Raw genomic sequence first — 14,263 nt, 5'->3', positions numbered from 1 at the left:
TACCACCCCGCAAAGCCATAAGCCGCATCGCCCGCATTAAGGGAGAGAAGGACAGTCATGACGGATATTTCGGAACGAGAGGCCTGCACCAAGCGCTGTTGGTGGCTGGGTGCCGGTGCCGGTTTGCTGGTGGCATTCCTATTGCTGGCCTTTGGCATTTGGGGGCTGTTGATGTCGATCGTGGCCGGTGTGCTGGTGGCGCTGATCGTGGGCTATCTGGCGCTGACCCTGCTGTGCAAAGACGTACCCGCCGCTGCCCCCCAAGACAGCACGCGCAGTGCGGCGGCTGCATCGGTCGCAGGGGCTTCGACGGCATCGGGAAGCGTTTCTTCCGCGGTGGGTTCAATCCCCGCAGGGGACGCCGGGATCGGAGCGGCGCGCAAGGCAAGCGCGCCGGTTGAACCCGCTGAAGAAACACCGCCACAGGAGCCGACAGCGCCCTTGGCCGATACTGCTGCCGTTGAGGCGGCACCGGAACAGGTCGCCAAGGCGGAAGAAGCGGCTGCTGTAGTGACGCCCCCGAAGGAGGCCGTCGAAACCCCTTCCGCGCCTTCCAAGGAAACACCGCCTCAGGAGCCGACAGTGCCCGTGGCCGATACCGCTGCCGTTGAAGCCGCACCAGAACAGGTCATCGAGGCCGAAGAAGCGCCCGCTGTTGTGAAGACCCCGCAAGAGGTCGTCGAAGCGCCCGCCGAACCTCCTAAGGCCGAGCCTGCACCAGTGCCCGCGACCGATAGCCATTCTACCGATGGCAAACCCGCGCTGCTCGACGCGCCGCGTGCGGGCGGGGCAGATGACCTTAAGCGGATTGGCGGCATCGGGCCGAAGTTGGAACAGACCCTGAATGAGCTGGGCATCTTCCATTTCGATCAGATCGCAGCCCTTCAGGGGGATGAGATCGACTGGGTCGATTCCCGCCTGCGGTTCAAGGGCCGCATCCGGCGCGATGATTGGATCGGTCAAGCCAAAGCCTTTGCCAATGACGGCAAGGCGAAAGGTTGACGGGGTAAGAGAGAGACATGAGCGAAGCCGAAGACAGAGCGCTTGCCCGTAAGGGCCGCACCGCAGGGCTGGTCATTGCCGTGACCATGTGTTTGTGGCTGGCCATGCAATGGGCTGGCCCGGCGCTTGGCCTGCCGGGGCGCTATGCGCTGCTCTTCGATTTTGCTGCACTGGCCGCGCTTTTCTGGGCGATGGTCGTGATATATCAAATGTGGCAGGCCCGCCGGGCCAGCCGTGAGAACCAAAGGTAGGCATCATGCTTCAGGACAAAGACCGCATTTTTACAAACATCTACGGCATGCATGACCGCACCCTGAAAGGCGCGCAGGCGCGCGGCCATTGGGATGGCACCGCCGGGATCATTCAAAAGGGCCGCGATTGGATCGTCGACCAGATGAAAGCCTCTGGCCTGCGGGGCCGGGGTGGGGCGGGCTTCCCCACGGGGCTCAAGTGGTCCTTCATGCCGAAGGAAAGCGATGGCCGCCCGGCCTATCTTGTGGTCAACGCCGACGAATCCGAGCCGGGCACCTGCAAAGACCGCGAGATCATGCGCCACGATCCGCATACGCTGATCGAAGGCTGCCTGATCGCCTCTTTCGCGATGAACGCGCATACCTGCTATATCTACCTGCGCGGCGAGTATATCCGCGAGCGCGAAGCCCTGCAGGCCGCGATTGATGAAGCCTATGAGGCCGGTCTGGTGGGCAAGAACGCCAGCAAATCGGGCTGGGATTTCGACATTTACCTGCACCACGGGGCAGGGGCCTATATCTGCGGCGAAGAAACCGCACTGCTGGAAAGCCTCGAAGGCAAGAAGGGCATGCCGCGGATGAAACCGCCGTTCCCGGCGGGCGCGGGCCTTTATGGCTGCCCGACCACGGTGAACAACGTCGAATCCATCGCCGTGGTGCCGACGATCCTGCGCCGTGGGCCAGAGTGGTTCGCGGGCTTTGGCCGCGCCAATAACGCGGGCACCAAGCTCTTTGCGATCTCCGGTCACGTCAACAACCCCTGCGTCGTCGAAGAGGCGATGTCGATCTCCTTTGAGGAGCTGATCGAGACCCATTGCGGCGGCATTCGCGGCGGCTGGGACAACCTCAAGGCGGTGATCCCCGGCGGCTCCTCGGTGCCGCTGATCCCCGGCAAAGACATGCGCGACGCGATCATGGATTTCGACTACCTGCGCGAGCAGCGCTCGGGCCTCGGCACCGCGGCGGTAATCGTGATGGACAACTCCACCGACGTGATCAAAGCGATCTGGCGGCTGTCGAAGTTCTACAAGCACGAAAGCTGCGGCCAGTGCACGCCCTGCCGCGAAGGCACCGGTTGGATGATGCGAGTGATGGACCGTCTGGTCTCGGGCGATGCCGAGCCGGAAGAGATCGACATGCTGCTCGACGTGACCAAACAGGTCGAAGGCCACACGATCTGCGCGCTTGGCGATGCGGCGGCTTGGCCGATCCAAGGTCTGATTCGCCACTTCCGCGATGAGATCGAAGATCGGATCAAACACAAGCGCACGGGCCGCGTCAGCGCGGTCGCGGCGGAGTGAAACCCTGCGCGGCGGCGGGCCTCAGCGGCTTGACGCGTGACGCAGGAGCGGCGATAGCGGGCGCGTGTCAGGCGCGTCCGTCCACAATAGGCGCGGGGGCGGTCGGCAGAGCCGGGCCCATGGCGCAGCGGAGTAGGTCTATGAAATATGCTTTGACGGTTTTGACGGTCAGCGCCCTGCTGGCAGGCTGTGCCAATGATGGTGAGCGTGTTGCCTTTGACGGGCAGTATTTCAGCACCAAACTGAGCAAGGTGGATGGCCAGCGCGACGTATTTCAGGTGACGGTCAAGGATGCTGGGAAATCCATCGACGGCGCCCGCGCAGCGGCGCGCTATGAGGCGGTGAAATACTGCGTCGGCAACTACGGCAGTTCAGACATCGACTGGACCTTTGGCCCCGATGCGCCGACGGGCACGCTGCGGATGGATGGCGGCGCGCTGACGTTTCAGGGGCGCTGCCCCCAGTGATCGCATCGGCGACATATCGCGGGGCTGCGGCCCAAAGGAGCGGTGATATTGAATATCATGGCCCCCAATCTCCATCTGTCAGACGGGCCGTTCCGGCCCGCTGCATGAAGGAGAATTGATATGCGCACCCTGATGATCGCCGTGATGGGCCTGAGCCTGACCGCCGCCACCGTGACACCGGCAGCCGCCAAACCGCCGCTGCGCGAAGTGGCCGCGATCGACGACGCGCTTTTGGATATGGGCGTTGCCGACATCATCCGGAAAAACTGCCCCGACATCAGCGCGCGGATGCTGCGCGCGGTCAAGATGGCATGGGACTTGAAGGGCAAGGCAGGCGATCTGGGCTACTCCGACGCCGAGATCGACGCCTATATTGATAGTGACGCTGAAAAAGCGCGCATGAGAGCGCGGGGCGCCGCGTTTTTCAAGGCCAAGGGGGTCGATACTTCGGACCCGCAAAGCTATTGTGCGCTTGGACGCGAAGAGATTCAAAAATCGAGCCGGATCGGTTCGTTACTGAAGGCAAAGTGAGCTTATGAGCGATATCCGCAAGATCATCATCGACGGTAAGGAAGTCGAAGTCGAAGGGGCGATGACGCTCATTCAGGCCTGCGAGCAGGTTGGCATCGAGGTGCCGCGCTTCTGTTACCACGAGCGTCTGTCGATCGCCGGTAACTGCCGGATGTGTCTTGTGGAAGTCGTCGGCGGGCCGCCCAAGCCCGCCGCCTCCTGCGCCATGCAGGTGCGCGACCTGCGCCCCGGGCCGGAAGGCCAGCCGCCGGTCGTGAAAACCAACTCGCCCATGGTCAAGAAGGCCCGCGAAGGGGTGATGGAGTTCCTGCTCATCAACCACCCGCTGGATTGCCCGATCTGCGATCAGGGCGGTGAGTGCGATCTTCAAGATCAGGCAATGGCCTACGGCGTCGATTTCTCGCGCTACCGCGAGCCGAAGCGGGCTACCGAGGATCTCGATCTCGGTCCGCTCGTTGAGACTCACATGACTCGCTGCATTTCCTGCACCCGCTGCGTGCGCTTCACGACTGAGGTCGCGGGGCAGCATGTGATGGGCCAGACCGGCCGTGGCGAGGATGCCGAGATCACGACCTATCTCGGCTCGCTGATCGACAGCAATCTTTCGGGCAATATCATTGATCTCTGCCCGGTCGGTGCGTTGGTTTCCAAGCCCTACGCCTTCACCGCGCGTCCGTGGGAGTTGAGCAAGACCGAGAGCATCGACGTGATGGATGCGCTTGGCTCCAACATTCGTGTGGATACCAAAGGCCGCGAAGTGATGCGGTTCCTGCCGCGCAACCATGACGGTGTTAACGAAGAGTGGATTTCCGACAAGACGCGCTTTGTTTGGGACGGTCTGCGCCGCCAGCGTCTGGACACGCCTTATATCCGCGAGAATGGCAAGCTGCGCAAAGCCAGCTGGCCTGAGGCGCTGAATGCCGCAGCCGCTGCGATGAAGGGCAAGAAGCTTGCCGGTCTCGTCGGTGATTTGTCTTCGGTCGAAGCCGCCTTTGCGCTGAAGCAATTGATCGAAGGGCAGGGCGGTGTCGTCGAATGCCGTACCGATGGTGCGAAGCTGCCTGCGGGCAACCGTTTCGGCTATGTCGGCAACGCGCGGATCGAAGATCTGGACGGCGCCAAGATGATCCAACTGATCGGCTGTAACCCAGCGGTTGAAGCGCCAGTGCTGAACGCGCGCATCCGCAAAGCGTGGAGCAATGGGGCAGAAGTTGGCTTGATCGGCGAAGCCGCTGATCTGACCTACCCGCATCACCATCTGGGCAACGACCGCGCGACCCTCGACAAGCTGATGGGCAGTGATTTCGACGAAGTGCTAGAGCAGCCTTCGGTGATCGTTGTCGGCCAAGGCGCGCTGCGCGAAGCCGATGGCGAAGCCGTGCTGGCGAAGGCGATGGAACTGGCCGAAAAGACCAAGAGCAAGCTGATGATCCTGCACACCGCCGCCGCGCGTGTGGGTGCGATGGATATTGGTGCCACAGCCGAAAACGGCATGGACGACGTGAACGCGGCAGAGGTGATCTATAACCTCGGCGCGGATGAAGTTGAAATCGGTGCTGGGCCCTTCGTGATCTACCAAGGCAGCCATGGCGACCGCGGCGCGCACCGTGCCGACATCATTCTGCCGGGTGCCGCCTATACCGAAGAGCCGGGTCTGTTCGTCAACACCGAAGGCCGTCCGCAATTGGCGCAGCGTGCCGGATTTGCGCCGGGTCAGGCCAAAGAAAACTGGGCGATTCTCCGGGCGCTTTCGGCTGAGCTGGGCGCGCAGTTGGGCTATGATTCCATCGCGCAGTTGCGCCGCAAGCTGACCGAGGCCGTACCGCATTTGGCGAATGTGGATGAGGTGCCGGAAAACGAATGGACCGCGCTGCCTGCCGGTAAGCTGGGCGATGCCTCTTTCGCGCCGACGGTACGCGACTTCTATCTCTCCAATCCGATCGCACGGGCCAGCCAGTTGATGGCCGAACTTTCGGCTCTGGCCGCCGCGCGCCGGGCCGAGCCGATGGCGGCGGAGTGAGAGCCATGCTGCTGGCCCCCTTGATGCTGCTGGCCGCCTGCGAACCGCAGGTGCCGGTAGCCGAGGATTTCATCCCCGACTACAGGGGGGTGGAGACCCAGCTTTTGGATGGCGATTTGGTGCAGTTCAACGTGGCGATGACCAAGGCGTTATCGAACCAAGACGTGTCGGATTACGCCGAATGTGCTGCAGCGCAGTATACGCTGATCCGGGGCTACGGTTTTGCGCGACATGTGCGGACAAATGTCACCGAAGAGGGTGGCATATGGCGGGCAGATGCTGTTTACACAATCTCGCCGAGCCTGCCGAAAGGCTTGAAGACAATTGATGCCGAAGTGACCGCGTTTCAATGCGCGGAACGCGGCATTCCGACGGTGTGAGGACTTATGGCTGATTTCTTTTACACGACCGGGCTTGGCATTGCCCTGCTGACGGTTGGGCAGGTTTTGCTGCTGGTTGTGCCGCTTTTGCTAGCGCTGGCCTTCCTCATGTATGCCGACCGCAAGATCTGGGCCGCCGTGATGATGCGCCGCGGCCCGAACGTTGTGGGCGTCTTCGGCCTGCTGCAGAGTTTTGCCGACTTTCTTAAATATATCGTTAAAGAAGTGGTGGTCCCTGCGGGCGCTGACAAGGGGGTCTTCTTCCTCGCGCCGATGATTTCTTTTGTCATGGCGATGATTGCTTGGGCGGTGATCCCTTTCAACGAAGGCTGGATCCTGTCGGACATCAACGTGGCGATCCTCTATGTCTTCGCCGTCTCCTCGCTTGAGGTTTACGGCGTGATCATGGGCGGTTGGGCGTCGAACTCGAAATACCCCTTCCTTGGTTCGCTGCGTTCTGCCGCACAGATGATTTCTTACGAAGTGTCGATCGGCCTGATCATCATCGGCGTGATCCTCTCGACCGGTTCGATGAACTTCACGTCCATCGTAGCAGCGCAGGATGGCGACTGGGGTCTGTTCAACTGGTACTTCCTGCCGCACTTCCCGATGTTGATCTTGTTCTTCATCTCGGCGCTGGCGGAAACCAACCGCCCGCCCTTCGACCTGCCAGAAGCGGAATCGGAACTGGTGGCGGGCTATCAGGTGGAATATTCCTCCACGCCCTTCCTGCTCTTTATGATCGGCGAATTGGTGGCCGTGGTGCTGATGTGCGCGCTGGTGTCGCTGATGTTCTTCGGCGGCTGGTTGTCTCCGGTGCCGTTCCTGCCCGATGGCTTCTTCTGGATGTTCATCAAGATGCTGATGGTCTTCTTCATGTTCGCCATGGTGAAGGCAATCACGCCGCGCTACCGCTATGACCAGCTGATGCGGCTGGGTTGGAAAGTCTTCCTGCCGTTCTCGCTGTTCTGGGTGGTCTTCGTGGCATTCGCTGCAAAATTCGATTGGTTCTGGGGCATCTACGCCCGCTGGACCGTAGGGGGCTGATATGGCGACGACTGACTACACCCGCGCCGCGAAATATTTCCTGCTGGCAGACTACGCCAAGGCGTTCATGCTGGGGATGCGCTATTTCTTTGCGCCGAAAACGACGCTGAACTACCCGCATGAAAAGGGGCCTCTGTCGCCCCGTTTCCGCGGCGAACACGCGCTGCGCCGTTATCCCAATGGCGAAGAGCGTTGCATCGCGTGCAAACTCTGCGAGGCGATCTGCCCCGCGCAGGCGATCACCATCGACGCCGAAGCACGCGAGGACGGCAGCCGCCGCACCACGCGCTATGACATCGACATGACCAAATGCATCTACTGCGGTTTCTGCCAAGAAGCCTGCCCGGTGGACGCGATTGTCGAAGGGCCGAACTTCGAATTCTCGACCGAGACCCGCGAAGAGCTGTATTACGACAAGGCCAAGCTTTTGGATAACGGCGAACGCTGGGAAGCCGAGATTGCCCGCAACCTTGAGATGGACGCACCTTACCGATGAGTGATCCCAAGAACCCTTTTGATGCGATGATGAAGCAGGCGCAGGAAATGGCGAAAGCCTTTCCAGCGATGGATGCTTTTTCGCCCAAAGGGTTCGAGGCGATGATGGGCACGATGCCGAAGGACATGATGGACTTTTGGTTCGGTGACACGGTGAACAAGGGCGGGCTGGACGCGCGGACGCGGCTGCTGCTTACGCTCGCGGGGCTAACCATGCAGGGCGCGCAGAATGATATGGCCCTCCGCCAAACCGTGCGCCACGCACGGGAGGCGGGCGCCACCAAACAACATATCGTCGAGACGATTAGCCAGATGTCGGTCTTTGCCGGGCTGCCGGCGATGACCCGGGCGCTGGAACTGGCGCAGTCGGTTCTTGACGAAGAAAAAGATACCAAGAAGGAAGACGGCGCATGACGGTCTTTTCATTTTACCTCTTCGCGATCAGCGTCATCACCGGCGGACTGTTCACGGTGATCAGCCGCAACCCGGTGCATTCGGTGCTCTGGCTGATCCTGTCCTTCCTCTCGGCGGCGGGGCTTTTCGTGCTGCTGGGGGCGGAGTTCGTGGCGATGCTGCTGGTCATCGTCTACGTCGGCGCGGTGGCGGTGCTGTTCCTCTTCGTTGTCATGATGCTCGACGTGGACTTCGCCGAGCTCAAGGCCGAGATGGCGCGCTACATGCCGCTGGCGCTGCTGATCGGGCTGGTGATTTTGATGCAATTCGTCATGGCCTTCGGCGCATGGGAGCAGAGCGCGGCGGCAGAGAGCCTGCGGGCCAATGCAATTGATCCCGCGCGGTTCAACACCGAAGCCCTCGGCCTGCTGCTCTATGACCGTTACTTCCTGCTGTTCCAACTGGCGGGCCTGATCCTGCTGGTGGCGATGATCGGGGCGATCGTGCTGACACTGCGGCACCGCAAGGACGTGAAACGCCAAGACGTGGTGGCGCAGATGATGCGCGACCCGGCCAAGGCGATGGAACTGCGCGACGTGAAGTCTGGGCAGGGCCTGTAAACACCGGAATTTTTTGAAAATTCCGTAGTCGTTTTCTTTGAATGAAAACGACTGAACCAAAGAGAAAAGGGACGTCGAAATGTCGAGAACAACAATCGTGGTACTGGTCGTGGTGTTGATCGTCGTGTTTTTCGGTGGCCGCAGCTTTATCGGCTAAAGCCTCAGCAATCCCGGTGGCAGCCGGGGCAAAGTGATACTAAAAGCCCCATCAAATGGGGCGCGACCAAAGCCCATCAAAGGGCGGGAACGTAAGGGACGACATGATCGGACTTGAGCATTACCTGACAGTGGCGGCGACGCTGTTTGTCATCGGCATCTTCGGGCTATTCCTGAACCGCAAGAACGTGATCATTCTGCTGATGAGCATTGAATTGATGCTACTCGCGGTGAACATCAACCTCGTCGCCTTTTCCAGCTTCCTTGGTGATCTGACGGGGCAGGTCTTCACGCTTTTCGTGCTCACCGTCGCTGCCGCCGAGGCCGCCATCGGCCTCGCCATTTTGGTCTGTTTCTTCCGCAACCGTGGCTCGATCGCGGTGGAAGATGTCAACGTGATGAAGGGCTGAGGCAATGGAAACCACGATCCTATTCGCCCCGCTGGTGGGTGCCATCCTCTGCGGTTTCGGCTGGAAGATCATTGGTGAGAAGGCCGCCCAGTGGGTCGCCACCGGGCTGCTGTTCCTTGCCGCCTTCCTGTCTTGGGTGGTCTTCCTGACGCTGGACGGCCCGACCGAGCAAATCCAGATCCTGCGCTTTATCGAAAGCGGCACACTGAGCACCGATTGGGCGATCCGTATGGACCGTCTGACTGCGATCATGTTGATCGTGATCACCACAGTTTCGAGCCTCGTGCACCTCTATTCCTTCGGCTACATGGCGCACGATGAGAACTTCCGCGATAACGAAAGCTATCGCCCGAGGTTCTTCGCCTACCTGTCCTTCTTTACCTTCGCGATGTTGATGCTGGTGACAGCCGACAACCTTGTGCAGATGTTCTTCGGTTGGGAGGGCGTCGGTGTTGCCTCCTACCTGCTGATCGGTTTCTACTTCCGCAAGCCGTCGGCCAATGCTGCGGCGATGAAAGCCTTTGTCGTCAACCGGGTGGGGGACTTTGCTTTCCTGCTGGGTATCTTCGGCCTCTATATGCTGACGGACTCGATCCGCTTTAACGATATCTTTGCCGCAGCACCCGATTTGGCTGAGCAAACGGTGACTTTCCTGTGGAACGATTGGAACGCAGCGAACCTGATCGCCTTCCTACTGTTCCTCGGCGCGATGGGTAAATCCGCGCAGCTGTTCCTGCACACTTGGCTCCCCGACGCGATGGAAGGCCCGACCCCGGTGTCGGCGCTGATCCACGCGGCGACCATGGTGACCGCGGGGGTCTTCCTCGTCTGCCGCATGTCGCCGGTGATGGAATTTGCGCCCGAAGCGATGGCATTCGTCACCGTGATCGGTGCCACCACCGCCTTTGTCGCGGCGACCATCGGCCTTGTTCAAACCGACATCAAACGTGTGATCGCCTATTCGACCATGTCGCAGCTTGGCTATATGTTCGTGGCGGCTGGCGTCGGCATGTATTCGGCGGCGATGTTCCACCTGTTCACACACGCTTTCTTTAAGGCGATGCTGTTCTTGGGCGCGGGCTCGGTCATTCACGCGATGCACCACGAGCAAGACATGACCAACTACGGCGGTCTGCGTAAGAAAATTCCCTATACTTTCTGGGCGATGATGATCGGCACGTTGGCGATCACCGGTGTTGGCATCCCGCTGACGCATATCGGTTTCGCGGGCTTCCTGTCGAAAGACGCGATTATTGAGAGCGCTTGGGGCGGCGGGTCGATGTATGGCTTCTGGCTTCTTGTGATCGCCGCGGCGATGACGAGCTTCTACAGCTGGCGCCTGATCTTCCTGACCTTCTTTGGCAAGCCGCGGGGCAACAAGCATACTCATGAGCATGCGCATGAAAGCCCGATGGTCATGCTGATCCCGCTTGGCGTTCTGGCGCTCGGCTCGGTCTTTGCTGGGATGGTTTGGTACGGCAGCTTCTTTGGCCATGCCGATCAGGTTGGCAAATTCTACGGCATCCCGATGGCTGAAATGGCCGAAGGCGGCGACGCTCATGTCGAGGGGGCCGAGGATGACCACGGTGCCACTGGCCCGGTCGACGGTGATCATGGAGCCGACGCTTTGGTCGAAGGCCAGCAGGACGCGGGCGCGCATCACGAAGCCTTTGGCGGTGCACCGGGTGAGGGGGCGCTTTACTTTGCGCCCGACAACCACGTGCTGGATGACGCGCACGCCGCCCCGACTTGGGTTAAGGTCTCGCCGTTTATCGCGATGCTGGCCGGTCTGGTCATGGCCCTGTGGTTCTATATCTGGAGCCCGACCGTCCCGGGACGTTTGGCGGCAAACCAACGCCCGCTTTACCTGTTCCTGAAAAACAAATGGTACTTTGATGAGGTTTACGACGTGATTTTCGTGCGTCCCGCCAAAACGATCGGCCGGTTCCTGTGGAAACGCGGCGATGGCACTGTGATCGACGGCACGCTCAATGGCGTCGCCATGGGGATCATCCCCTTCTTCACCCGCCTCGCGGGTAAGGCACAGACGGGCTATATCTTCACCTATGCCTTCGCCATGGTGATAGGCATCGCCGTTCTGGTGACATGGATGACGATGAGCGGAGGAGCGAACTGATGGATACGCATCTGCTTTCAATCATCACATTCATTCCGGCATTCGCAGCACTGATCCTCGCGGTCTTCTTGCGAGGCGACGATGCCGCCGCCGGGCGCAATGCGAAATGGCTGGCCTTCATCACCACGACGGTTACCTTCCTGATCTCGCTTTTTGTGCTGTTCGAGTTCGACCCATCCAACACCGACTTCCAGTTTGTGGATGAGGCCGACTGGCTGCTGGGGCTCAAGTATCGTCTTGGCGTTGACGGTATCTCGATCCTTTTCGTGATGCTCACGACCTTCATGATGCCGCTGGTCATCGCGGCAAGCTGGAACGTCGAGCACCGCGTCAAGGAATACATGATCGCCTTCTTGCTCTTGGAGACGCTGATGCTCGGCGTATTCATGGCGCTGGATCTGGTGCTCTTCTACCTCTTCTTCGAAGCGGGTCTGATCCCGATGTTCCTGATCATCGGCATCTGGGGCGGGAAAGAGCGTATCTACGCGAGCTTCAAGTTCTTCCTTTACACCTTCCTCGGCTCGGTGCTGATGCTGGTGGCGATGGTGGCAATGTTTACTGAGGCGGGCACCACCTGCATCGGCGGCTGCGAGATCAGCCTGCTCACTCATAACTTCGGTTCCGAAAGCTTTGAGCTTCTGGGCATCCAAGTCGTCGGCGGCATGCAAACACTGATGTTCCTCGCCTTCTTTGCCAGCTTTGCAGTTAAGATGCCGATGTGGCCGGTCCACACATGGCTGCCCGACGCCCACGTTCAGGCGCCTACAGCCGGTTCCGTCGTGCTTGCGGCGATCTTGCTGAAAATGGGCGGCTACGGCTTCCTGCGGTTCAGCCTGCCGATGTTCCCCGTGGGCGCAGAGGTAATGACGCCGCTGATCTTGTGGATGTCGGCCATCGCCATCGTCTATACCTCGCTGGTGGCGCTGGTGCAGCAGGACATGAAAAAGCTGATCGCCTATTCCTCGGTCGCGCATATGGGTTTCGTGACCATGGGTATCTTTGCTGCCAACCAGCAAGGCATCGATGGTGCGATCTTCCAGATGATTAGCCACGGCTTCATCTCTGGCGCGCTCTTCCTTAGCGTTGGCGTGATCTATGACCGTATGCACACCCGTGAGATCGACGCCTATGGCGGTCTGGTGAACCGGATGCCGGCCTATGCACTGGTCTTCATGTTCTTCACTATGGCGAACGTGGGCCTGCCGGGCACATCTGGGTTCGTGGGTGAATTCCTGACGCTGATGGCGACCTTCCAAGTGAACACTTGGGTGGCGGCTGTGGCGACCACAGGGGTGATCTTCTCGGCGGCCTATGCACTCTGGCTCTATCGCCGCGTGGTGATGGGCGACCTGATCAAGGAAAGCCTCAAGGCGATCACCGATATGACCGCGCGTGAGAAATGGATCATTGCCCCATTGGTGGCGATGACCCTGATCCTGGGCGTCTACCCGGCACTGGTGCTGGATATGATCGGGCCGTCGGTGGCTGCTCTCGTTGACAATTACGACATGGCGCTGGAGGCGGCTGACACCGCTGTGCAGACCGCCGATGCCTCGCATTAAGAAGGACTTGGCGCATGATTTCCGCTGATCTGAACATCATTCTGCCCGAGATTGTGCTCGCGGGGTTTGCCCTGCTTGGCCTTCTTGGCGCGGTCTATACGTCGAAAGACAAGGCCGCCGGGGTGCTCGTCTGGGTGACCGCGGTGGTGATGGTGCTGCTGGCTGCTTGGGTGGCCATGTCCGGCGACGGCACCACCAACATCGCCTTCCATGGCATGTTCATCGACGACAGCTTTGCGCGCTTTGCCAAAGTGGCGATCCTGCTCTCGGCGGCGGCTGTCTTGGTCATGTCCGAAAGCTATATGAAACTGCGCGGTTTGCTGCGGTTTGAATATCCGATGCTGGTGGCCTTGGCTGTTGTCGGCATGATGATGATGGTCAGCGCAGGCGACCTGATGGCGCTCTACATGGGGTTGGAACTGCAATCGCTGGCGCTCTATGTCGTGGCCTCGCTGCGCCGCGACTCGGTAAAATCCACTGAGGCGGGCCTCAAGTATTTCGTGCTCGGCGCGCTTAGCTCGGGGCTGCTGCTCTATGGTGCGTCGCTCGTCTATGGCTATGCCGGGACCACGCTTTTCGCGGGCATCATCACCACGGCGCAAACCGGAGGCACCTCGCTTGGTCTGCTCTTTGGTCTGGTCTTCCTGATTTCGGGCCTTGCCTTCAAAGTTTCCGCCGTGCCGTTCCACATGTGGACACCGGACGTATACGAAGGTGCGCCCACCCCGATCGCGGCCTTCTTTGCCACGGCACCAAAAGTCGCCGCCATGGGCCTTTTCGCGCGGGTCATGCATGACGCCTTTGGCCAGATCGTCAGCGATTGGAGCCAGATCGTGGCGCTGCTGTCGGTGCTGTCGATGTTCTTCGGTTCTGTCGCCGCGATAGGCCAGACCAATATCAAACGTCTGATGGCCTTTTCGTCGATTGCCCACATGGGCTATGCGCTGATGGGCTTGGCTGCGGGCACCGCCTTTGGCGTGCAGGCGATGCTGGTCTATATGGCGATCTATGTGACGATGAACCTCGGGACTTTCGCCTTTATCCTGCTGATGCAGAAAGACGGCGCGCCGGTGACCGATATCACCCTGCTTAACATGTATGCCAAGACCAATCCGGGCCGTGCCCTTGCCATGCTGGTGCTGCTGTTCAGCCTCGCGGGCGTGCCGCCGATGCTGGGTTTCTTTGGCAAGTTCTATGTGCTGCGCGCGGCTTATGATGCCAATATGGCATGGCTCGCGGTGGCGGGTGTGATCGCCAGTGTCATCGGCGCTTATTACTACCTGCGGATTGTTTTCTACATGTACTTTGGCGAAGAACGCTCTGACACGCTGGACCATCAGAACGGTGGCGTGCTGACTGTGGTGTTGATGGCGTCGGCGGTGATCATGATCGTCGGGATCGCAAACATGTTCGGTGTCGAAGGCATGGCCGCCTCGGCTGCGGCGTCGCTGGTGAACTGAGCGGTGCGGCGCAAGATTGGCCGGACCAGCG

At 60.2% G+C, this 14,263-nt stretch carries 15 protein-coding genes; all 15 read left to right on the top strand.

Translation table 11 applies throughout. The features are described from left to right. Window positions 1-57 precede the first annotated feature (57 nt). Window positions 58-1,002 (top strand): hypothetical protein, encoded by a 945-nt coding sequence (locus K3758_RS11280; protein ID WP_259944849.1) that lies wholly within the window; start codon window positions 58-60, stop codon window positions 1,000-1,002. A 17-nt stretch (window positions 1,003-1,019) separates the two neighbouring features. Continuing rightward, window positions 1,020-1,253, top strand: a complete 234-nt coding sequence (locus tag K3758_RS11275; protein ID WP_067263425.1) for a DUF5337 domain-containing protein — start codon at window positions 1,020-1,022, stop codon at window positions 1,251-1,253. A 5-nt stretch (window positions 1,254-1,258) separates the two neighbouring features. Continuing rightward, a complete protein-coding gene (gene nuoF, locus K3758_RS11270) occupies window positions 1,259-2,554 on the top strand; it encodes an NADH-quinone oxidoreductase subunit NuoF (RefSeq protein ID WP_209218008.1) in 1,296 nt (431 codons plus the stop codon). Window positions 2,555-2,694: 140 nt separating this feature from the next. After that, the gene (locus K3758_RS11265; protein WP_259944843.1) at window positions 2,695-3,021 is read left to right on the top strand and encodes a hypothetical protein; all 327 of its coding nucleotides are present in this window, start codon (window positions 2,695-2,697) and stop codon (window positions 3,019-3,021) included. A gap of 120 nt (window positions 3,022-3,141) precedes the next feature. Continuing rightward, complete coding sequence (locus K3758_RS11260) at window positions 3,142-3,552, top strand: DUF5333 domain-containing protein (RefSeq protein ID WP_067630648.1); 411 nt, start codon at window positions 3,142-3,144, stop codon at window positions 3,550-3,552. A 4-nt stretch (window positions 3,553-3,556) separates the two neighbouring features. Beyond that, window positions 3,557-5,572: an NADH-quinone oxidoreductase subunit NuoG gene (nuoG, locus tag K3758_RS11255; RefSeq protein WP_259944840.1), complete on the top strand. Its 2,016-nt coding sequence runs from the start codon at window positions 3,557-3,559 to the stop codon at window positions 5,570-5,572. Between the two features lie 5 nt (window positions 5,573-5,577). After that, window positions 5,578-5,952, top strand: a complete 375-nt coding sequence (locus K3758_RS11250; protein ID WP_409202604.1) for a hypothetical protein — start codon at window positions 5,578-5,580, stop codon at window positions 5,950-5,952. Between the two features lie 6 nt (window positions 5,953-5,958). Continuing rightward, window positions 5,959-6,999: an NADH-quinone oxidoreductase subunit NuoH gene (gene nuoH / locus K3758_RS11245; protein ID WP_259944838.1), complete on the top strand. Its 1,041-nt coding sequence runs from the start codon at window positions 5,959-5,961 to the stop codon at window positions 6,997-6,999. Between the two features lies 1 nt (window position 7,000). Then, window positions 7,001-7,495 (top strand): NADH-quinone oxidoreductase subunit NuoI, encoded by a 495-nt coding sequence (nuoI, locus tag K3758_RS11240; protein WP_067630640.1) that lies wholly within the window; start codon window positions 7,001-7,003, stop codon window positions 7,493-7,495. After that, on the top strand, window positions 7,492-7,908 hold the full coding sequence (locus K3758_RS11235; RefSeq protein ID WP_067630637.1) for a carboxymuconolactone decarboxylase family protein: 417 nt from the start codon (window positions 7,492-7,494) through the stop codon (window positions 7,906-7,908). Before nuoI ends, K3758_RS11235 begins: the two co-directional genes overlap by 4 nt. Continuing rightward, on the top strand, window positions 7,905-8,507 hold the full coding sequence (locus K3758_RS11230; protein WP_067268146.1) for an NADH-quinone oxidoreductase subunit J: 603 nt from the start codon (window positions 7,905-7,907) through the stop codon (window positions 8,505-8,507). The genes K3758_RS11235 and K3758_RS11230 overlap by 4 nt, the downstream gene beginning before the upstream one ends. 260 nt (window positions 8,508-8,767) lie before the next feature. Continuing rightward, complete coding sequence (nuoK, locus tag K3758_RS11225; RefSeq protein WP_007119508.1) at window positions 8,768-9,073, top strand: NADH-quinone oxidoreductase subunit NuoK; 306 nt, start codon at window positions 8,768-8,770, stop codon at window positions 9,071-9,073. Window positions 9,074-9,077: 4 nt separating this feature from the next. Beyond that, window positions 9,078-11,210 carry an NADH-quinone oxidoreductase subunit L gene (gene nuoL, locus K3758_RS11220; RefSeq protein WP_259944816.1) on the top strand — a complete coding sequence of 711 codons (2,133 nt, stop codon included), beginning with the start codon at window positions 9,078-9,080 and terminating at the stop codon, window positions 11,208-11,210. Then, window positions 11,210-12,772: an NADH-quinone oxidoreductase subunit M gene (locus K3758_RS11215; RefSeq protein ID WP_259944814.1), complete on the top strand. Its 1,563-nt coding sequence runs from the start codon at window positions 11,210-11,212 to the stop codon at window positions 12,770-12,772. Before nuoL ends, K3758_RS11215 begins: the two co-directional genes overlap by 1 nt. Window positions 12,773-12,786: 14 nt before the next feature. Continuing rightward, window positions 12,787-14,232, top strand: a complete 1,446-nt coding sequence (gene nuoN, locus K3758_RS11210) for an NADH-quinone oxidoreductase subunit NuoN (protein WP_259944811.1) — start codon at window positions 12,787-12,789, stop codon at window positions 14,230-14,232. The last annotated feature ends 31 nt before the right edge of the window (window positions 14,233-14,263 follow it).

It is taken from the genome of Sulfitobacter sp. W002, from assembly GCF_025142135.1.
Lineage (GTDB): Bacteria > Pseudomonadota > Alphaproteobacteria > Rhodobacterales > Rhodobacteraceae > Sulfitobacter > Sulfitobacter profundi.
The sequence above is the reverse complement of the archived record's forward strand: the minus strand, read 5'-3'. Positions and strand labels throughout refer to the sequence as shown.